A 20184-nucleotide genomic window follows, 5' to 3' on the forward strand; every position below is an offset into this window, starting at 1 on the left:
AAACATAGAACGTAGACCGAGGACTCCTCCATGAGCACAACGCCCGCCGCAGTTGCGCCGCGCAACGAAACCGTGTTCGTCGTCGACGACGATGAAGCCATGCGTGACTCGTTGACGTGGCTGCTCGAAGGCAACGGCTACACCGTCCGCACCTACCGCAGCGCAGAAGAATTCCTGGTCGACGACAAGCGCGGCGAAGGTGTCGGCTGCCTGATCCTCGACGTGCGCATGCAAGGCATGAGCGGCCCCGAGCTGCAAGATCGCCTGTTGGCAGAGAACAACCGCATGCCGATCGTCTTCGTCACGGGCCACGGCGACGTGCCGTTGGCCGTGTCGACCATGAAGAAAGGCGCGGTCGACTTCATTGAAAAGCCGTTCGACGAATCCGAACTGCGCGAGCTGGTGGAACGCATGCTCAGCAAGGCGCGCAGCGAAGACTCGGTCGCCCGCGAGCAAAAGGCCGCCAAGGACCTGCTCAGCCGCCTGACCACACGCGAGCAGCAGGTGCTGGAGCGCATCGTCGCCGGGCGTCTGAACAAGCAGATTGCCGACGATCTGGGCATTTCCATCAAGACGGTGGAAGCACACCGTGCCAACATCATGGAAAAGCTCAACGTGAATACGGTGGCAGACTTGTTGCGCCTCGCCCTGTCTCGCAACGCCTGATTCGGCCGCAGGAACGGTCCAGCGCTCATTGGTGCGGCTGGAAGGAAGGCGGCGATTTATAATCGCGGTTTGCCCTCTCCCTCCTCCGCCCAGCCATGACCGCCCAACTCATTGACGGCAACGCGCTTGCCAAACAACTCCGCGCCGAGGCCGCACAACGCGCAGCGGCCCTGACCGCGCGCGGCCACCAGCCTGGCCTCGCCGTCATCCTCGTCGGCGAAGATCCGGCCAGCCAGGTGTATGTGCGCAACAAGATCAAGGCGTGCGAAGACAACGGCTTTCTGTCCAGCTTCGACCGCTACCCGGCTGACTTGTCCGAAGCCGACCTGCTCGGCCGCATCGACGCGCTGAACCGCGACCCGCGCATCCACGGCATCCTGGTCCAGCTGCCGCTGCCCAAGCACATCGACAGCCACAAGGTGCTCGAAGCCATCGCGCCCGAGAAAGACGTGGATGGTTTCCACGTGGCCAATGCCGGCGCGCTGATGACGGGCGCCCCGCTGTTCCGCCCGTGCACGCCGTACGGCTGCATGAAGATGCTGGAATCGATCAACTACCCGGTGCGCGGCGCCAATGCGGTGGTGGTCGGCGCCTCGAACATCGTCGGCAAGCCGATGGCGATGCTGCTGCTGCAAGCCGGCGCCACCATCACGATCTGCAACAGCAAGACGCGCGATCTGGCCGCGCACACGCGTGAGGCCGACATCATCGTGGCCGCCGTGGGCCGCCGCAACATCATCACCGCCGACATGGTCAAGCCGGGCGCCGTCGTCATCGATGTCGGCATGAACCGCGACGATGCCGGCAAGCTGTGCGGCGACGTCGACTTTGCCGGCGTCAAGGAAGTCGCCGGCTACATCACGCCTGTTCCGGGCGGTGTCGGTCCGATGACGATCACCATGCTGCTGATCAACACCCTGGAAGCCGCCGAGCGCGCTGCTGAAGGAGCCGCGCTGGCGGCGTAAGCTTCACCTTGATCCAGTTGGAAACGGAAAAAGCGTCCCCACCTCTTGGATCGGACGCTTTTTTTGTCCCCCGATTTTCTCTACCGAGCCCGCCATGACCGACATTTCGCCCAAGGTTGCCACTCCGGCCAACAATCCGCTGCTCGATTTTTCTGGTCTGCCGCGCTTTGCGGACATCCGCCCGGAACACATCACGCCGGCCGTCGACGTGCTGCTCGAGCGTGCCGCATCCGCGGTGGCGCAGGTCAAGGACCCGGCCACGCCCGTGAGCTGGAACACCGTCGTCACCGCACTCGAAGACGCCACCGAACCGCTGGGCCGCGCCTGGGGCATCGTCAGCCACCTGAGCGCCGTCGCCGACACGCCCGAGCTGCGCGAAGCGCATGCCGCCAATCTGCCCCGCGTGACCGAATTCTGGTCGGGCCTCGGTCAGGATCTGGAACTATTCGAAAAGTACAAGGCGATTGCCGACAGCGCGGAATACGCCACGCTGTCGCCCGCGCGCAAGAAGCTGCTTGAGAACGAACTGCGCGGTTTCCGCCTGGGCGGTGCAGAACTGCCCGAAGACCAGAAGCCGCGCTTTGCCGCCATCCAAGAGCAGCAGGCGCAACTGACCAAGGCCTTCAGCGACCACGTCCTGGATGCGACCAACGCCTACGCACTCGTCATCGACGACGAAGCGCGCCTCGCCGGCCTGCCCGACGACGCCAAGCAGGCTGCGCAGGAAGCTGCACGCCGCGACAACCCTGATGCGACGGGCTGGAAGTTCTCGCTGCACTTCCCGTCGTATTTCCCGGTGCTGCAATACGCGGATGACCGCGCGCTGCGCCGCACGCTGTACGAAGCCAACGTCACGCGTGCGTCCGAACTGGGCGCGCAGTACGGCGGCGGCAAGGCCGAGTGGGACAACACCGCCAACATGGCCGAGCAGCTCACGCTGCGCACCGAAGAAGCGCACATGCTGGGCTATCGCAATTTCGGCGAAGTGTCGCTGGTGCCGAAGATGGCCGACTCGCCCGAAGACGTGCTGCGCTTCCTGGAGGAGCTGGCTGACCGCGCCCGTCCGTTCGCCGAGAAGGACTGGGAAGAGTTGCAGGCGTTCGCCAAGACCACGCTCGGCATCGACAAACTCGAACCGTGGGACATGGCCTACGCGTCGGAAAAGCTGCGCGAAGCGCGCTACGCGTTTTCCGAGCAGGAGGTGAAGCAGTACTTCCCGGAACCTGCCGTGCTGGATGGCTTGTTCAACGTCGTGCAGACGCTGTTCTCGGTGAAGATCCTGCCGGAGGCGGCCGAGGTATGGCACCCGGACGTCCGCTTCTTCCGCGTCGAATCTGCCCAGGGCGAATTGCTCGCACAGTTCTACATCGACCTGTATGCGCGCGAAGGGAAGCGTGGCGGCGCATGGATGGACGATGCACGCGGCCGCAAGTTGCTCGGCGATGCGGGTGTGCAAACCCCCGTGGCTTACCTCACCTGCAACTTCTCCGGCCCGGTCGGCAACAAGCCCGCGCTGTTCACCCACGACGAGGTCATCACGCTCTTCCACGAGTTCGGCCACGGCCTGCACCACATGCTCACGCAGGTGGATGAGCTGGGCGTATCGGGCATCAACGGCGTTGAATGGGATGCGGTGGAGCTGCCGTCGCAGTTCATGGAGAACTTCTGCTGGGAATGGGAAGTGCTGTCGCGCATGACCCGCCATGTGAATTCCGGCGAACCGCTGCCGCGCAAGCTGTACGACAGCATGCTGGCCGCGAAGAACTTCCAGAACGGTATGGCGACGCTGCGCCAGATCGTGTTCTCGACGTTCGACATGCACCTGCACACGGACTTCGACCCGAAGGGCGCGATGTCGGTGCTGGAGCTGTCGCGCCAGATCAATAATCGCTTCCACGTGGTACCGCAGGCCGAGTTGTCGCGCTGGCCGAACACGTTCAGCCACATCTTTGCAGGCGGCTATGCGGCGGGCTACTACAGCTACAAGTGGGCCGAGGTACTGTCCGCCGATGCCTATGCGGCGTTTGAAGAGGCCAGTAAGCTGGGCGGCTCGGTGCTCGACGCGGAAACCGGCGCACGCTATCGCCGAGAGGTGCTGGCCGTTGGTGGCAGCCGCCCGGCCATCGAATCGTTCACGGCGTTCCGCGGCCGTGCGCCCAGCATCGACGCACTGCTGCGCCATGGCGGCATGATGGCGGAAGCGGCGTAACGGCCTGCTGGGCCAGCCGTGACAACGCCGCTTCGCGCCTCGTGCCGAAGCGGCGTTTTCATTTGGGCCCGCAGCGCTTGATGGCGCAATACCGCAGCACGGGACGGCATCCTCATGTCGCTCGACGACTTCACGCGGATGGTGGTCAAGTCCTTCGCCAAGCCACAAGATGTGCGTCGCCAAACCGTTACAACGCCTGCCGCGACAACCTGCGCGGCTTCTGACCAGTACGGTCACACACACGTCTTTGTCCTGGTGGACGCGTCTACGAGACTGTGACCCATCGAGACGGCAAAACGTCGCGCTCGAATTCCGCTCTGGCCCGCCGCAGACGCTGCTCGTCGACTGCGTGGGATAACACTGGCGCACGACCTAGCCCGACAAAAAGGATCTGCTGTCGTTCGCCATCATCACCGATGATCCGCCGCCGGCTGGAACGCTTCTTTTAGAAGTTGTTGACCCGCCCGCCGAGCACAGTCGAGGTTCCCGTCACATTTTAGGACGGTGCGTTGGCAGCCTCGAGAAACGCCTTCAGCCGGCTTGCGCCGAGTGTACTGCTATAGAAAAATCCTTGTCCAAACTCGGCACGACTCGCCCGCGCGACATTGTGGTGCGCTGCGATCTCAATGCCTTCGACAACGACCACGGCGCCCATCTGGTGGGCCAATCTCGTCAATGCGCTGATCTGCCTGGAGCGCTCATCGGAATCCATTCGCAGCACGTCCCTGTCGATCTTCACCATCTCAAAGCTCATGCCTGCTGGCAGTTCAGGTCCGACGTCAGCGGGACGCACGGCCGACAGGGCAAAGCGCATTCCTCTATCGCGCGCCTGCGCCATCATCGGGATGAGTCGATTTCTGAACTTTCTCGCGCTGCCGGCTCCGATCTTCAGTATGAGCGGAGGAAGACCGAGGGAGCCGACGTCACCGACGTCCGCGATGAATGCGGAACTCACCAGGTAAGACGCAGGAGCGGTAACGCCCAGATAGAGCGATCTCGGAGCGCCGATTTCCCGCAGATCCTGAGCGGCGCGCGACAGGGCGAATCGCGTCATCGGTCCGATCAAACTACTGTTCTCAATGAACTTCATGTAGTGAGCAGGGCCCAGCGCACCGTACTTCTGATTGTCCCACCGCAACAACGCGTCGACGCCGATGCACCTTGCTCGCCTGACGCCCACGACGGGCTGGTACTCAACATGGAACTCACCGCGTCGCAGCCCTGCACGCGCAGCACGCAGCAGCGACTTGTCGTAGCGAAACCATCTTTTGAGGGCGCAACCGACAACAATGACCAAAGCCGCTGCCAAGATCGGCCACAGCAGACCCGATATCGTCCATACCGAGGGACGCTGCGTAACAATGCTCCCCGCAGTCCCCACTGCGACAGCTGTGTCGTCGGTGCCGACTAAAGGCGAGATCGCTCGCTCTTCGCAATCCTTACCTAGTGAGCAATCCGGGGGGGACATCGTTGGTGATTCGGGCGACTGCTCCGCACGGTCGACCTGCGAGGCGATGCCGGCCACCGCGTCAGAGGCCATTAACCCGCCCCGAACTACCGCCGCCTGGTCGCTGATTTGCCCAGGCAGTTCCCTACGCAATGTCACAATGTCCGGCCCCGTACCGTCCGTCGCGGCAGCTGGGCCGGTGAGCTCGGCATGCGTGCCGTCGGGCGAATCGCAAGTATTAGTCCGTAGAGGCATCGGACCAGCGACCGGACCCGCAACAGCTGCGGGAACTGGCGGCAACTGCGCAACCGATACGTAGGTGGAGCCAAAGCGAATCCGGGGTGCCGGTGGACCAGCAAGCCAGTCTGTCAATTGCTGCCAGGAGTTGCGCTCAAACCAAAGACTGCGGCTCAAACCAGTTTCGGGCGGATCTGCAAGAGCGAGCGAGGTGCCCGCGCAGGAGACCAGAACGACTGCGAACCCTCGCCGCGAGGCACAACAGAGCGCGATGAAGGCCTTGCGCCTGATCGTTGTTACCGGGAATCCAATTGCCATCAATTTATCGCTAAAAGAATTCGGCCTGAGAGTCGACATCGATCGAACACGCTAGGCGTAGGCTAAACATTAGAAGAAGTGGGACCGGTCTGCGCCGCACTTTGCCAGCGTGTGTGCATCCGCAATAGAAGCAGGTTGCAAAAGAAAAGCCGTATCAGATTGAAAAGCGGCTATCTTTTAAAGGTGGACGGGTGTGCTGCCGGCACCGACCTGGCAGCAAGGGGGAGCCCTCTGCGAGGAGCACATGTTGAAACGCTACGAACGGTTAGCCGACCAACTCAGCGAGCTCATCAAGCGCGGTGATCTGCCACCCGGCGCACGTATTCCTTCGGTTCGCGCGGCATGCAAGGCGTGGGGGGTGAGCCCCGCAACGGTATTTCGCGCCTACTACCTGCTCGAAAACCGGGGGGTGATCAGGGCGCGTCCGCGTTCAGGCTATTTCGTGTCTCCGGGCCCCATAGAAACAACGCAAGCGAGTCCCACGCCGCTTCCGGGTATCGCCCCGAAGACCGTCAATGTCAGCGATCTTGTCTTTGAGGTCCTCAAGACGATCAGACAGCCCGAGACTGTCCCACTTGGTTCAGCGTTCCTGAGCCCTGCGCTGTTTCCATTGGCGCGCGTCGGCAAGTCGTGCGCGACAGTCAATCGGTCAACGCACCCGGCCAGCATGATTGACGGCCTGCCGCCGGGATATGAAGGATTGCGCCAGCAGATTTCGGCGCGTTACCTGATGACGGGGATGACGATGCCCGTCGACGAGATCGTCATTACGAGCGGGGCACTCGAAGCCCTGACGCTCAGTGCCCAGTTGCTCGCCGCTCCAGGTGATGTGATCGTGATCGAAAGGCCGACGTTCTACGCGGCGTTACAGGCTATCGAGCGACTAAGGCTGAACGTAGTGGAGATTCCTGTCGATCCGGTGAAGGGTCATGATCTGGATGCGCTCGCGCGTGCGCTGCAGCAACATCCGGTTCGTGCCTGCTGGTTCATGACCTCGTTCCACAATCCGACCGGGGTGACGCTTGGCGATTCCAGGAAGCAGGCGCTGGTTGATCTGCTCGCCAGACACGACGTGCCGCTCATCGAGGATGACGTCTACAACGAGCTGCATTTTGGCCCGGACCCGGTGCGTCCGGCGAAATACTTTGACCGGAAAGGTCTTGTCATCCATTGTGGATCGTTTTCGAAGTGCCTGGCGCCCGGATATCGCATCGGCTGGGCGGCAGCCGGAAAGTTCGCGGACAGGCTTGAACACGCAAAATGGATGACCACCTTATCGGCCAGCATGCCCGCGCAGCGTGCAATCGCCGACTACCTGGAGCATGGCGGCTACGAACGTTTCCTCCACAAACTGCGCCGCGAGTTGGCCCATCAGCAATCGCAGATGCTCGACGCGATCGGCCGGTACTTCCCAGCCAATACGATGGCGACCAAGTCAGACGGCGGCTATTTCACGTGGGTTGCGCTTCCGGATCACGTAGACTCGATAGAGTTCTTCCAGGCTGCGCTCACCAGTGGCATCAGTATCGCCCCTGGCCCCATCTTCTCTGCGGACGGCGGCTTTCGCCACCGTGTGCGACTGAACTATGGGTATCCGTGGTCGGCGCGGCTCGATAGAGCGGTCGCGACACTAGGCGCTCTGTGCGCTGATGAATCGCGTTGCGGCGCTAAGCTGGCAGGCCCGGTTCGGCCGGCATGATACGGGCGCAGATCAACGCGGCGCGCAGGCCGGTGAATCGTGAATCTCATGCACGACAATACGGGTCTTGCCTGAGACTTTCCCACGATACATCCCGGCATCCGCCGCGCGTAACAGGGCTTCGCCCCTTGAGTTTGGTGCACGGTAGACGCAGCGCAATGCCTGCGAAAAAGCGGATCCCAAATTCGCCGGTTGGCAGAAGCCCCTGCGCAAGCTCCGCATCAGACGGCGCATCCCTGACGACGAACGGTTTCTCACTTTGGAGGGTCCGGCAATGATAGGTCTCAAGTTGAATACGACCTCCCGTCCGCACTCGATAGCGCCGATGACTTCTGGCTGACCCAGACGGGCGAGACACACAAGGGCCATTGGTAAATTCAACGCGCACGCGGGGCGACCCGCCCCCCGCTCAAAGTACTGATCGTCCTCGCTTTCCATGGGTAGGGGCACGCTGGCTGGCTGTTGTTCCTGCGCATCTGTGAGGCATTCGTCTTTCACGCTTTGAGCCCCGTTCCGGTGTCATCTTGTAATGTTTTTATCGACGCCGAAGCAAATGCCCGGAGCTGATCGACTGCCATCGGCTTCCCGTACAGGTATCCCTGCGCCAGGTCGATTCCCGAGCGCAGCACCACATCGTGTTCGACAGCGGTTTCGACGCCTTCCGCCACAACTCTCGCACCATACGTATGCACTAACGCGGCTACCGACTTCAGAAACTCGATACTCGCTTCGCCACGCATTGCTAGAAAAATCCGGTCCACCTTCACGTAATCGAACCGGAAGTCCGCGAGTAAGTCGAAATTGCTGAAGCCGGTGCCGAAATCGTCGAGTGACAGGCGTACGCCGCGTTGCCTCATGTGGCTAAGCACCAGATCAACACGCGGCGTACGCTCGACGCAGCTGCGCTCGGTGAGCTCCAGAACGAGGCGCTTCTTGACCATGCCGGCGGACTCGCAGACATCCTCGGCAAAGCCGTCCTCCATCAGATGCCGCGCGCAGACGTTTACCGATATGTGCCAGTGCTGGGGGAACGGCGGCTGGATCAGTGCGTGATTCGCCTCGCGCAGCACGAAACGGGTTAGCTCGCCGAGCAGACGTGTGCCCTGGAGTTCTCCAATGAACTGCCCTGGGCCCGCGGCTCCGAATGTGGGATGGACCCACCGGAGCAAAGCTTCCACGCCCACGCAATGTCGCGTGTGCATGTCCACAATTGGCTGATAAACGACATGAAACTCACCACGGCGAAGACCAATGCGCACCGCGCGCAGCAATCGTGCTCTTGGGCGAACCCAATAACCAACGTACAAAACTGCGCCGCAAGCAGATAGTGCGATAAACGAAACGACCGCGTCGCGAGAAGAGAACAAGCGCGCTGCGAGCAAACCAGCCAGACTCGACGTAACGGCGACAGCCACCGCCGCGTAAAGATGCTCGCCCAATACAGGTCGCAACCGACGCATTCGTGCCGTGCAGCGTTGCAAAAGTCGCATGACGTTGCTTTCGAACGGTTATCTGAGTTGCGAACTATGACCTGACTGCCATCCCAAAACGAGTAGCAGTTACGTGTCAAAACACGCATATCAGATCCGCCGTCACACGCTGGCAAGTTGGCGCAGCATCCAGCTGAAGCAGGCTTGTCTGCTTACTCAGTGGCTCGCGCGCTCGCCTTCACCGTTAAGACGACTAGCAAAGCTCCAGCGCGGTATGACCCCGGAGGCCAAGACAATCAGACGCGGGCCGCTATCGACTCGTGGAGGTGCCGTGGATGAATGAAGATGCCATTCGGCTCCTCGATGAGAGGAAGAAATGAAAAATGCCCCACTCGGCGGTGAGGCTTGCTTGGTGTGCGGTGGGCGCGTTGAAGTCGGCTTGCGCGCTACGTCGGCTTAGTGTTCGATATCGATCTCGATCGGAAACCGGCCGTCGCGCGGCACGTGAGCCTGTTGGGTGTGGATGGCCTTTTCCGCGCTATACACCGTGACGGTGTAGGTGCCTTCCGCCAGCTCGACTTCCTTGCCGAAATCGACTCCGTTATGGCCCCACCGCGCCGTACCGACCGTAACGGCCGGCCCGACGAGATTCTCTTTGTTGTGCCCGACAAGGGTGACGACGACTTTTGCCATGATCGCTCCTCAACTGTTGAACGTTGAATGGGTCTCATGGGCGCATGTGGGTGACTTGCGCGCCGATGACCTTCCATACGGTAAGGAGCGGCGCGCCAGTTTCCTATGGGGCTTGCGCCATGTGTCGGAGGTCTGTGCCTCGACGTTCTGGCCGCTCAAGGACGTCAACTCCGACAGCCGATCCGGGTTGTCCGGCGAGGTGAAATCGGCCGAGGAAACCGGGTTGCTCTGGCTCATCGCGCAGCGCCTGGCGGTCTTGGCCGACCTGTTGCACTTTTCGTACGTCGCCGGAGTCCCTAGCCTTATGGAGTATTGCGTCGGCCGCCATTGAGGCGACGGCCCGGCAGTTCGGGGCGTGTACGGGCGCCCTCATCTACAAGATCAACTTGGGACAGGCGAGGTTGAGCCTATCGCACCCCATCTACCGCCTTGCTCGTAAAAATTAGCTCGTGCTCAAGCGGCATCACGGCTGATTGGATTCATGTGATGTTCGGCCGGGCAAGGCGCGCCCGCTGATACCATAGCGCCATTCGTGCAACACGGATGCCACACTGAGTCAGTTTGCGCATGGTGGGTCGCCAGATGGGTCGCTGGACAAAAAATCCCCCACCTGGCACCCACCCTAAGCCATTGAAGTCAAAAAGAAATTCTGAAACGATGCGAGTCGCCACCTGGAACGTCAACTCTTTGAAGGTCCGCCTACCGCACGTGCTGCAATGGTTGGCCGAGCGCGAAGCCGACGCCACGCCCATCGACCTGCTCTGCCTGCAGGAACTCAAGCTGCCCGATGACCGCTATCCGCTCGCCGAGCTGGACGCCGCGGGGTACGCGTCGTTGTTCACAGGTCAGAAGACGTACAACGGCGTTGCCATCCTCTCGCGCAAGGCCTCTGTGCCAGAAGGCCGCGATGTGGTGAAGAACATCCCGGGCTTTACCGACGACCAGCAGCGCATCGTGGCCGCCACATATGACGTGGACGGTGGCCCTGTCCGCGTGATTTCTGCATATATCCCAAACGGACAGGCGCTTGATTCCGACAAATTTGTCTACAAGCTGCGCTGGCTGGAAGCGCTGCAGGCGTGGCTGGCGAGCGAGATGGCCGCAAACCCGCGGCTGATGCTGCTGGGCGACTTCAACATCGCCCCGGAAGATCGCGACGTGCACGACCCGAAAAAGTGGGAGGGGCAGAATCTGGTGTCGCCGGAAGAGCGCGCGGCGTTTCGTGCAATGCAAGCTGCGGGGCTGGTCGATGCCTTTCGCATGTTTGAGCAGGAAGACAAGCTGTTTTCGTGGTGGGACTACCGCATGTTCGGCTTCAAGCGCAACGCGGGCCTGCGAATCGACCACATCATGCTGTCGCCCGAACTGGCCAAGCTGTGCGAGTCGTGCCATATCGATCGGGTGCCACGCACTTGGGAGCAGCCGTCGGACCACACACCCGTGGTCGCCGCCTTGCGCAGCGCATAAGGAGCGCCCCGCATGGCTTCCGCCTTCAAGCACCGCAATCTACCGCATCTGCTGCTGCGCGCGCGAGAGACCTTCATGGCGCGCTTCCGGCCGATCCTGCGCGAGCGCGGCATCACCGAGCAGCAATGGCGCGTGCTGCGTACGCTCAACGATACCGGCGACATGGAGCCCAACCAGCTCGCCGATGCATGCCTGATCCTGAGCCCAAGCCTGACGCGCATGCTGGCGGCAATGGAGCAGTCCGAGATGATCGTGCGTACGAAATCATCGGTGGATCAGCGCCGCCAGGTGATTTCGCTCACACCCAAAAGCCGCCAGTTCCTGGCCGACGTTGAACCGCAGGTGGATGCGGAATACGCGCGCATCGAAGCACAGTTGGGCCGCGCGCGGCTCGATGCACTCTACGCAGCCATTGATGAGTCGATCCAGGTCATGGAAACGCACACGCCCATGGGCCGCTTCATCGGCGACGAGTAACGCCCGTCAATACACACTGGCGGCGGGCTGGGGACTGGCTGCGTCGTCTCCCTTGAATGCCTTGGCCAGTTGCTCTGCGCTGCGCGCCAGCAACGTGACATCCGTGCCCACCGCAACGAACGTCGCACCCAGCGACAGGTAGTGCTTCGCCTGCGCCTGATCGGCCGACAGAATGCCCGCCGCCTTGCCTGACGCAACGATGCGTTGAATCGCGCCGTCGATCGCCTCGCGGACTTCCGGATGCCCCGGCGCCCCAAGATGCCCCATGGACGCGGCGAGGTCGCCCGGGCCAATGAAGACGCCGTCTACGCCGTCCACCGCAAGCATCGCGTCAAGATGCTCCAGGCTTTCTGCCGTTTCAGCCTGGATAAGCGTGCACATCTGCGCATCGGCCTGGTGGAGGTAATCGTCCACACGGTTCCAGCGTGATGCTCGCGCCAACGCACTGCCGACGCCGCGAATACCGTTCGGGGGATAGCGCATCGCCTCGACGGCGGCACGCGCCTCGTCGGCGTTCTGCACCATCGGCACAAGCAGCGTCTGCGCGCCGATGTCTACCAGGCGCTTGATCTCGACCGGATCGTTCCAGGCCGGCCGCACGATGGGATGCGAGGCGTACGGCGCAACCGCCTGCAATTGCGCAAGCGTCGATTGCAGTTGATTCGGCGCATGCTCGTTGTCGATCAGTAGCCAGTCAAAACCAGCCCCGGCCACAATCTCTGCCGGGTACGGATGCGCCATTGCGAGCCACAATCCGATCTGCGGCCGGCGCTCCGCCAACGCTCGCTTGAAGTTGTTCACCGGGAGTTGCATGGCCAGGACATCCTTTGGGCGTTAGACAGTTAGACGAAATGGCAGGCGATGCTGCCAAGCGGACCGTAGTCGCAATGGAATGTATCACCGGCCCGCGCCGGCACGGGCCGTGTGAATGAACCGCCAAGGATGACCTGGCCCGGTTCCAGTGCGACGCCGTGCGGCGCCAGCTTGTTGGCCAGCCAGACCACGCCGTTCGCTGGGTGGTTCAGGACGCCGGCTGCCACGCCTGTCTCTTCGATGACGGCGTTGCGCGAAAAGATGGCACTCACCCAGCGCAGATCCACATCGCGCATGCGGATGGGCCGGCCGCCCATCACGACGCCGGCATTGGCGGCGTTGTCGGCGATCGTGTCAAACACCTTGCGTGGACGCCCGCTGTCAGGATCGATCGATTGCGAGCGCGCGTCGATGATCTCCAAGGCCGGTATCACGTGATCCACCGCGTCGTACACATCGAACAGCGTCACCTCCGGCCCCTCCAGGCGCTTGCCGAGCACGAAGGCGAGTTCCACTTCCACGCGCGGCACGATGAAGCGGCTGGTGGGGATCTCGCTCCCCTCGGCAAAGAACATGTCGTTGAGCAGCGCACCATAGTCGGGCTCGTCGATCTGTGAAGACTGCTGCATGGCGCGTGATGTCAATCCGATCTTGTGGCCCTTCAAGCGTCGCCCCGCTGCCAGCTTCATCGCGACCCATTCGCGCTGGATGGCATAGGCGTCTTCGATGGTGATGTCGGGGTGGTCAAGCGAGACCTGGCGGATCTGCCTGCGGTCGATCTCGGCCTGATGCAGGCGACGCGCGATGGTCTGGATGATCGTGGTGTCGAGCATGCGTCAAGCCTTGCGAAAACGCGCGTGGATGTTGTTGTGCTTGTAGCTGCCGCCCTCGTCGAACTCGGTCAACTCCATCGACAGCGCCAGATAACGGCGCGCAAAGGCCTGCGCAAAATGTGCCTTGATCGCCTCGAACAGCGCGTCGCAGGCGGCCTTCTTGACCTCAGGCGTGCGACCCCCTGCGATTTTGAACGTGACGTGAACGAAAGCGTCGTCCTCTTTGCCGTCGGCCACGCGGTACTCGGTCAGCTTGATGGCGCGCGAGCGGATACCGCCAGTCGGAAATACGCCGTTCTGCGCCATCAGCGTTTCGTTCATCGCTTGCAGCAATTCCGGAATGCGGGCGTCGTCGCCCAGGTTGTCGGTGTATTCGACAATGACGTGCGGCATGGCGACCTCCTCAGGCTTCAACTTGTTCACGTCCGGGCAGCGGGAAGATCGCGTTGATCTGGCCCGTGCCGGAACTGGCGAAATATTCGGTGACGACTTCGATGCCCCTGTCATAGGCATCCCAGCCAAGCAGCCCGAGCAACATGGCTGTGTCGTGCATGCCGCCCTCGCCCTCGCACAGCGATGCGTACTCGGGCAGCATCGCGCAGAAGGTCTTCCAGTCGCCCTGCTTCCAGAGCTCGACCACGCGCAGGTCGACTTGCCTGAAAAACTCGCGGCTGATCTGGTGGATGGATTCTTCGGGGCTGCCGTTGTCGTTGAAACGGTGCGAGAGCGATCCGCTGGCGAGAAATGCGACGGTGCTGTCGCTGGCCACGATGGCCTCGAGCAGCGCTGCGCCGAAGCGGCGGCTTTCTTCCAGTTGGTGCCACGCGCACCACCCGGCAATCGACACGACCTTGAAGTGCTGGTCGCTGTTCATGTACCGCATCGGGACCAGCGTGCCGTATTCGAGTTCGAGGCTGTTGATCTCGTGCGCACGCGTGAACACGCCGCGCGCCGTTGCCGTCTCTGCAATCAATCGACCCAGCCCCGGATTCCCGGGATACGCATATCGCATGTCCTTGATGAAATGCGGCAGCTCGTTGCTCGTGTAGACGCCTTCGAAGCGTGCATTGCAATTGACGTGGTAGCCGGCATTGACGAGCCAGTGCACGTCAGACACGACGATGGTGTCCACGCCCAGATCGCGGCAACGCTGTCCGATGATGCGGTGGCCCTCGATGGCCGCCTCCCGGCAGCCATGGTGCTTGCCCGGCAGTTCTGACAGGTACATCGACGGCACGTGGGTGATCTTTGCGGCCAAGGCCAGCTTGCCCATGGTGTCTCCTTCCGCCCTCGTTATGGTGCGTCCGGCGGCGCGTCAAACGCCCCAGCGCGGGATATGGTGGCTGCCCATCGAGATACAGACATTTTTGATCTCGGCAAACACCTCGAGACTGTACTCGCCACCCTCACGCCCGGTACCGGACGCTTTGACACCGCCGAAAGGCTGCCGCAGGTCGCGCACGTTCTGGCTATTGACGAAGACCATGCCGGCTTCGATCCCACGCGCCACACGGTGCACCTTGCCCACATCCTGCGTCCAGATGTACGAGGCCAGACCGTATTCCACGTCATTGGCCAGTTTCAGGCCATCGGCCTCATCCTTGAACGGGATGAGGCAAGCCACGGGGCCAAAGATTTCTTCCTGCGCCACCCGCATGCGGTTGTCGACATTGGCCAGCACCGTGGGCGCCACGAAGTTGCCGTTCTGCAGGTGGCCGGGCAGGCCAGCGGGCTTCTCCGCGCCGCCGGCCAGAATCTTCGCGCCCTCCTGTTCGCCGAGACGGATGTAGCCCGTGACCTTCTCCCAATGCGCGCGCGTGATCATCGAGCCGACATGGGTTGTCTCATCTGCCGGGTCGCCCACCACAAGCCGCTTTGCACGTTCGGCAAACTTGCGTACGAAATCGTCATAGACACTTTCTTGCACGAAGATGCGCGAGCCCGCCGTGCAGCGTTCGCCGTTGATGGAGAAAATGGTGAACAGTGACGCATCGAGCGCGCGATCCAGGTCCGCATCGTCGAAGACCAGCACCGGCGACTTGCCGCCTAGCTCCATCGAGAATTTCTTCAGGCCGGCGCGCTCCATGATGCGCTTGCCGGTCGTCGTGCCGCCGGTGAACGACACCACCCGCACATCCGGATGGCGCACCAGCGCATCGCCGGCCGTGGCGCCATAGCCTTGCACCACGTTGAGCACACCGGGCGGAATGCCGGCTTCCAGGGCCAGGCGGCCCAGTTGATCCGCTGTCAGGGGCGACAGCTCCGACATCTTGAGCACCGCCGTATTGCCCAGCGCCAGGCACGGCGCCACCTTCCACGTGGCCGTCATGAACGGCACGTTCCAGGGCGAGATCAATGCGCAAACGCCCACCGGCTGATACAGCGTGTAGTTCAGCATCTGGTCATCGACCGGATACGTGCGGCCGTTGACTTGCGTACACACTTCGGCAAAGAAATGGAAGTTCTCGGAAGCGCGCGGAATGAGCTGCTTGCTCGTCTGCGCGATCGGCAGGCCAGTATCCATCGTCTCCAGCGCCGCCAGGTGCGGCACGTTCTGCTCAATCAGCTCGCCGAGTCGGCGCATCAGCTTGGCGCGCTGCTTGGCCGGCGTGTTGGCCCAGGCCGGAAATGCCGCCTTGGCCGCCGCTACCGCCGCGTTGATCTCCGCCTCACCGCCCGATGCCACTTCGGTAATGGCCTCGCCCGTGGCCGGATTGGTCGTGACGAAACGCTCGGCGCTGTCGACCTGGCGGCCGTCGATCCAATGCTTGACTGGGTCCATGTTGACGCGGCTCATGCGGGCTCCTTGTTCGGTTCTTCGGCAACGATGGTGCTCACCAGCCTGCCGATGCCTTCGATTTCGGTGATGACTTCGTCGCCGGGTCGCGTGTCAGCCAACCCCTCGGGCGTGCCGGTGAGAATCATGTCGCCAGGGCTGAGCGTCATGAAGCTGGAGAACCACGCGATCAACGCCGGAACGTCGAAGATCATGTCGCGCGTGCTGCCTTCCTGCGTGACACGGCCGTTGACGGTGGTCCGCAGTGCGAGATTCATCGGGTCAGGCACATCGTCTCGGTCAACCAGCCATGGGCCGATGGGCGTACCGGTGTCGCGGCTTTTCACCCGCAGGTTCGGGCGGTAGTAGTTCTCGAGATAGTCGCGGATGGCGTAATCGTTGGCCACCGAATAACCGGCCACGTATTCATAGGCGTGCTCGCGCGGCACATCGCGCGCGGTCTTGCCGATAACCACGACCAGCTCGCATTCGTAGTGCATGAACGCAACGCCAGCCGGGCGCACGGTGTGGGCGCGATGGCCGATCAGCGTATTGGGCCCTTTCAGGAACGCGAGCGGCTCCTCGGGCGCCTTGAAGGCTAGCTCCTTTGCGTGGTCGGCGTAGTTCAGGCCCAACGCGAAAACCGTGCGCGGCACGACCGGCGGCAACCAGACGACCTCGCTTTCATGCAGGACGCGGCCGTCTGCCAGTCGCAGGTGGGAATCGTCGCCGGGCATGGCCGCGGCTTGATGGATCGCGCCGTCATAGGCAATACGCGCGTGCTTCATCGCGAGGCCTCCTGTGCGTGGCGGATCAGTGCTGTCGTGAGCGTGCCAATGTGGGCGATGTCGATATCGATGCAATCCCCGGCCCGCGCCAGCGGCGGATGCTCCGGCATGCCAACGAGCAGCACGTCGCCCGCTTCGAGCGTCATGAAGGCCGTCACGTCGGCGAGCAGTTGCGCGATGGGCCGCACCAGCGTCGATGTGTTGGTGCGTTGCTTGATCTCGCCATTGATGCGCACGGCAATATCCAGCGCATTGGCGTCTGGCACATCGTCGCGGTCAACCATCCATGGTCCCATCGGGCAAAAACCATCGCGGCACTTGTGGCGGATCGCAGGCCGGTAGTAATTCGCATGCGGCACGGTCAGGTCGTTGACGATGGTGTAGCCGGCGATGAAATCTGCAGCGCGCCGCGCAGGCACGCGCGTGGCGGTCCGCCCAATCACCACGCCCAGGCAAGCACCCGCCCACACGCCATCGACATCTGCCGGCAGCACAACATCATGACCATGGCCGATACGGGTGTTGGCGGGCTTGAGATACAGAATGGGCGCCTTGGGCGGTGCCTGGTAAGGCGGCGCAGACAGCGCGTCACCCAACGCATCGAGTTCTCCGCGGTAGTTGAGCAAGGTCCCGACGACCGTGCCTTCGACCGGCGGCAGCCAGTGCCATGAATTTGCGGGTTCCGCGGCGGAGGAAAACACGGTTTCCCGTATCCGGCCGTCCGGCAATATCACTCTGGCTCGCCGCATTGCTCGTTCTCTCGCTCAAATAATTAACATGTTAATCATCTGGTCGGATTGCGGTCTTGTCAAGTCGGGAAAATGCGGCGCCATGAAAAAAGCCGGTCACAGGGACCGGCTTTCTTCAGGCGGCGGACACGGTGTCCGCCATGCAGAGTCATCGGCCAAGCCGATGTCTACGCGGGCAATCGAACGGACTCAAACCACGGCTATATGCGCGCGCTTGACCACGACCGGTTGCGGCAAATCCTCCAATCCGTGAGATCGCTGCACGCCGTCAGCAATCAGTACGCGCGCGGCATCCTGGATCCGCTCTTGACCAGCCTCGAAGGCTGCCTGAAGCGACAACACCTGATCACCTTCCAGGCCCTCCCAAAGCGCCTCACGCGTTGCCACGCAAGTCACCTTTTCGCCGTCGACGAGTGCGTCGAACAGCAGGCCTTCGTTGTTGATGTCGTACGCCTCTTTCTTTTCGAACTTGATTTCCATCGTCAAAGCCCTCCGATTGCAATGGACAACAACGCACACGCTGTTGCGTGGAAACCCTGCGGGGGGGCCGGCAAGGTTTCGTCAGACATTGTGTCTGGCTGCGCAAATCATTTTAACCACAGCTTGCGATGCACGTGCGAGCGCTATTCGCAGCGCAGCAGCCAGCGAGCGGCGGCTTGAAGCCGCCATCCCAAGCGGCATCAGGCCTTGGGAGGCCCGAGGTCGAAGCTATGCTTTTTTGTCAGGGTCGCGCACGTGCCCGCTGAGCAAAGCAAAAGGCACATGCAAGGCCCGTGCCGGATACGAAGCCTAAGTGCGCGCGCTAATGCAACCACATGGATTGCGACGCCTTGATGTCAGTGCCGGAAGCGCTGAAAACCGTGCCCTATAAAGTGCGCTGATTGAACGCAATACACCGGCGTTGTAATAGTTTCTCGCCGACTGAGGCCAGTTCTGCTCAGTCGGCGGCCCGAACGACAGTGTTTGGCTGCGTGGCAGCCATGTCGTCAGGGAATGGGCGCGCGCTTTTGATCAGTGCACCGTCTCGGAAACCGGTGCCGGTCCGGGCTCCGAACCGTGCAGCAGCGAACGACGGCGCGCGTAGCCGAAGTACACCACCAAGCCAATCAAGACCCACACCACAAATGCGATCCAGGTGACAGCCTGCAGTTGGCTCATCAGGAACAGGCACAGGCCGATCGCCAGCAGCGGCACCACTGGCACGCCAGGGCAGCGGAAGCCGCGATGCAGGTCCGGACGGGTCCGGCGCAGCACCAGCACGGCCACGGCGATCAACGAGAAGGCGGCGAGCGTGCCGATGTTGATCAGTTCAGCCAGCACATTCAGCGGAACAAATGCGGCGATCAGCGCAAAGACAATCCCCACCACCCAGGTGTTGAGGAACGGCGTCGAGTAGCGCGGATGAATGTGCGACAGGCGCTTGGGCAGCAGGCCGTCGCGCGACATGGCGAAGATGATGCGCGTCTGACCGTACGCCATCACCAGGATCACGGTCGTCATGCCAATGATGGCGCCCAGATCGACAAAGCCCGCCACCCAGTTTTCACCGGCCACTTGGAGCGCCAGCGACACCGGGTGATCCACGCCCGCAAACTTCGCGAACGGCACGATGCCCGTCATGATCGCGGCCACCACCACATAGAGGATCGTGCACACCGCCAGCGAACCAATGATGCCAATCGGCAAATCGCGCTTGGGATTGCGCACCTCTTCGGCCGCGGACGTCACCGCGTCGAAGCCGATGAACGCGAAGAACACGATGGCCGCAGCGCCAAACACGCCCTCCATGCCGAACGGCATGAACGGCTGCCAGTTGGCCGGCTGCACATGGCGCACACCCACGACGATAAACAACAGCACCACCGTCACCTTGATGGCCACCATGATGTTGTTGGCGCGGGCCGATTCGCGAATGCCAAACGACAGCAACGTCGTGATCAGCAGCATGATCACCAGCGCCGGCAGGTTGAACAGCGTCTGCACGCCCGGAATCGCGCCAGGCGCGGCCGTGAGCGCCACCGGGAGATGCAGGCCGAAGCCTGAAAGCAGCGACTGGAAATAGCCGGACCAGCCCACCGAAACAGCCGATGTGGCCAGGCCATATTCGAGCATCAGATCCCAGCCGATGATCCAGGCGACCAACTCGCCCATCGTGGCGTAGGCATACGTATAGATGGAGCCCGACACGGGAATGGTCGAGGCAAATTCGGCGTAACACAGCGCGGCAAAACCGCAGGCCAGCGCCGCGACGATGAAAGACAGCGTGAGCGCCGGCCCCGCTGTCAGCGCGCCGGTACCGGTCAGCACGAAGATACCGGTACCGATGATGGCGCCGACACCAAGCAATGTCAGGTCGAGGGGTCCGAGGACTTTCTTCAGGCCGGTATCGCTGTGGCCCGCGCGGATCATGTGATCCACGTTTTTGGTGCGAAACAAACTCATTGACTGCGTCTCCTGTCTGCGTGCGGCCGAATGTGACGGCATGCACTGTCGTGCACGTGTGGTGCGCGGCGGCGGATTATGCAAAAAAGCGGGCATTTTACCCGCAGGCGACATTCCGCCCTTCTATCGCCATGAAGCAGACAGGAAAATAGGACAATTCGTACCCGATTGGCGG

The 20184-nt window shown here is 62.1% G+C and carries 19 protein-coding genes; 7 read left to right on the forward strand and 12 right to left on the reverse strand.

Features of this window, described 5'->3' with window-relative positions; genetic code table 11:
- Window positions 1-30: 30 nt before the first annotated feature.
- The 3 genes from RP6297_RS07835 (at window position 31) to RP6297_RS07845 (ending at window position 3840) form a co-directional block, all read left to right on the forward strand.
- Window positions 31-666 carry a response regulator transcription factor gene (locus RP6297_RS07835; RefSeq protein WP_009240793.1) on the forward strand — a complete coding sequence of 212 codons (636 nt, stop codon included), beginning with the start codon at window positions 31-33 and terminating at the stop codon, window positions 664-666.
- Between the two features lie 95 nt (window positions 667-761).
- Complete coding sequence (gene folD / locus RP6297_RS07840) at window positions 762-1631, forward strand: bifunctional methylenetetrahydrofolate dehydrogenase/methenyltetrahydrofolate cyclohydrolase FolD (protein WP_009240794.1); 870 nt, start codon at window positions 762-764, stop codon at window positions 1629-1631.
- 94 nt (window positions 1632-1725) lie between these two features.
- Window positions 1726-3840, forward strand: coding sequence for a M3 family metallopeptidase (locus tag RP6297_RS07845; RefSeq protein WP_009240795.1), 2115 nt, complete (start codon window positions 1726-1728; stop codon window positions 3838-3840).
- 496 nt (window positions 3841-4336) lie between these two features.
- Here the strand turns inward: RP6297_RS07845 and RP6297_RS07850 are convergent, their stop codons facing one another.
- Window positions 4337-5842, reverse strand: coding sequence for an EAL domain-containing protein (locus RP6297_RS07850; protein WP_050775651.1), 1506 nt, complete (start codon window positions 5840-5842; stop codon window positions 4337-4339).
- A 247-nt stretch (window positions 5843-6089) separates the two neighbouring features.
- On the opposite strand from RP6297_RS07850, the gene RP6297_RS07855 reads away from it, so the two are divergent.
- Complete coding sequence (locus RP6297_RS07855; protein WP_037028850.1) at window positions 6090-7541, forward strand: aminotransferase-like domain-containing protein; 1452 nt, start codon at window positions 6090-6092, stop codon at window positions 7539-7541.
- Between the two features lie 494 nt (window positions 7542-8035).
- Here RP6297_RS07855 and RP6297_RS07860 read toward each other — a convergent pair whose 3' ends face one another.
- Both RP6297_RS07860 and RP6297_RS07865 read right to left on the reverse strand, forming a co-directional pair.
- Window positions 8036-9031, reverse strand: a complete 996-nt coding sequence (locus RP6297_RS07860; RefSeq protein WP_223293274.1) for an EAL domain-containing protein — start codon at window positions 9029-9031, stop codon at window positions 8036-8038.
- Window positions 9032-9427: 396 nt separating this feature from the next.
- Window positions 9428-9664, reverse strand: coding sequence for a hypothetical protein (locus tag RP6297_RS07865; protein ID WP_009240799.1), 237 nt, complete (start codon window positions 9662-9664; stop codon window positions 9428-9430).
- Between RP6297_RS07865 and RP6297_RS07870 the strand changes: the two genes are divergently transcribed.
- The 3 genes from RP6297_RS07870 to hpaR all read left to right on the forward strand — a co-directional run bounded on the left by RP6297_RS07870 (window position 9663) and on the right by hpaR (window position 11608).
- A complete protein-coding gene (locus RP6297_RS07870; protein WP_009277597.1) occupies window positions 9663-9995 on the forward strand; it encodes a hypothetical protein in 333 nt (110 codons plus the stop codon). The two genes, RP6297_RS07865 and RP6297_RS07870, sit on opposite strands and share 2 nt — an antisense overlap.
- Window positions 9996-10321: 326 nt before the next feature.
- The gene (gene xth, locus RP6297_RS07875) at window positions 10322-11131 is read left to right on the forward strand and encodes an exodeoxyribonuclease III (protein ID WP_009240801.1); all 810 of its coding nucleotides are present in this window, start codon (window positions 10322-10324) and stop codon (window positions 11129-11131) included.
- Between the two features lie 12 nt (window positions 11132-11143).
- Window positions 11144-11608 carry a homoprotocatechuate degradation operon regulator HpaR gene (hpaR, locus tag RP6297_RS07880; RefSeq protein WP_009240802.1) on the forward strand — a complete coding sequence of 155 codons (465 nt, stop codon included), beginning with the start codon at window positions 11144-11146 and terminating at the stop codon, window positions 11606-11608.
- A 6-nt stretch (window positions 11609-11614) separates the two neighbouring features.
- Here hpaR and hpaI read toward each other — a convergent pair whose 3' ends face one another.
- The 9 genes from hpaI to RP6297_RS07925 form a co-directional block, all read right to left on the reverse strand.
- A complete protein-coding gene (gene hpaI / locus RP6297_RS07885; RefSeq protein ID WP_009240803.1) occupies window positions 11615-12421 on the reverse strand; it encodes a 4-hydroxy-2-oxoheptanedioate aldolase in 807 nt (268 codons plus the stop codon).
- Between the two features lie 29 nt (window positions 12422-12450).
- On the reverse strand, window positions 12451-13254 hold the full coding sequence (gene hpaH, locus RP6297_RS07890; RefSeq protein ID WP_009240804.1) for a 2-oxo-hept-4-ene-1,7-dioate hydratase: 804 nt from the start codon (window positions 13252-13254) through the stop codon (window positions 12451-12453).
- 3 nt (window positions 13255-13257) lie between these two features.
- On the reverse strand, window positions 13258-13647 hold the full coding sequence (locus RP6297_RS07895; RefSeq protein WP_009240805.1) for a 5-carboxymethyl-2-hydroxymuconate Delta-isomerase: 390 nt from the start codon (window positions 13645-13647) through the stop codon (window positions 13258-13260).
- 10 nt (window positions 13648-13657) lie between these two features.
- The gene (gene hpaD / locus RP6297_RS07900) at window positions 13658-14527 is read right to left on the reverse strand and encodes a 3,4-dihydroxyphenylacetate 2,3-dioxygenase (protein ID WP_009240806.1); all 870 of its coding nucleotides are present in this window, start codon (window positions 14525-14527) and stop codon (window positions 13658-13660) included.
- A 42-nt stretch (window positions 14528-14569) separates the two neighbouring features.
- Entirely contained in the window at window positions 14570-16051 is a 1482-nt protein-coding gene (gene hpaE, locus RP6297_RS07905) for a 5-carboxymethyl-2-hydroxymuconate semialdehyde dehydrogenase (protein WP_009240807.1), read from the reverse strand.
- Window positions 16048-16818: a fumarylacetoacetate hydrolase family protein gene (locus RP6297_RS07910; protein ID WP_009240808.1), complete on the reverse strand. Its 771-nt coding sequence runs from the start codon at window positions 16816-16818 to the stop codon at window positions 16048-16050. Before RP6297_RS07910 ends, hpaE begins: the two co-directional genes overlap by 4 nt.
- The gene (locus RP6297_RS07915; protein ID WP_009240809.1) at window positions 16815-17567 is read right to left on the reverse strand and encodes a fumarylacetoacetate hydrolase family protein; all 753 of its coding nucleotides are present in this window, start codon (window positions 17565-17567) and stop codon (window positions 16815-16817) included. The genes RP6297_RS07910 and RP6297_RS07915 overlap by 4 nt, the downstream gene beginning before the upstream one ends.
- Window positions 17568-17756: 189 nt before the next feature.
- On the reverse strand, window positions 17757-18047 hold the full coding sequence (locus RP6297_RS07920) for a DUF1488 family protein (protein ID WP_009240810.1): 291 nt from the start codon (window positions 18045-18047) through the stop codon (window positions 17757-17759).
- 531 nt (window positions 18048-18578) lie between these two features.
- Window positions 18579-20009, reverse strand: a complete 1431-nt coding sequence (locus RP6297_RS07925) for an amino acid permease (protein ID WP_009240811.1) — start codon at window positions 20007-20009, stop codon at window positions 18579-18581.
- Window positions 20010-20184: the final 175 nt, after the last annotated feature.

Origin of the sequence: Ralstonia pickettii (assembly GCF_016466415.2) — a bacterium.
Lineage (GTDB): Bacteria > Pseudomonadota > Gammaproteobacteria > Burkholderiales > Burkholderiaceae > Ralstonia > Ralstonia pickettii.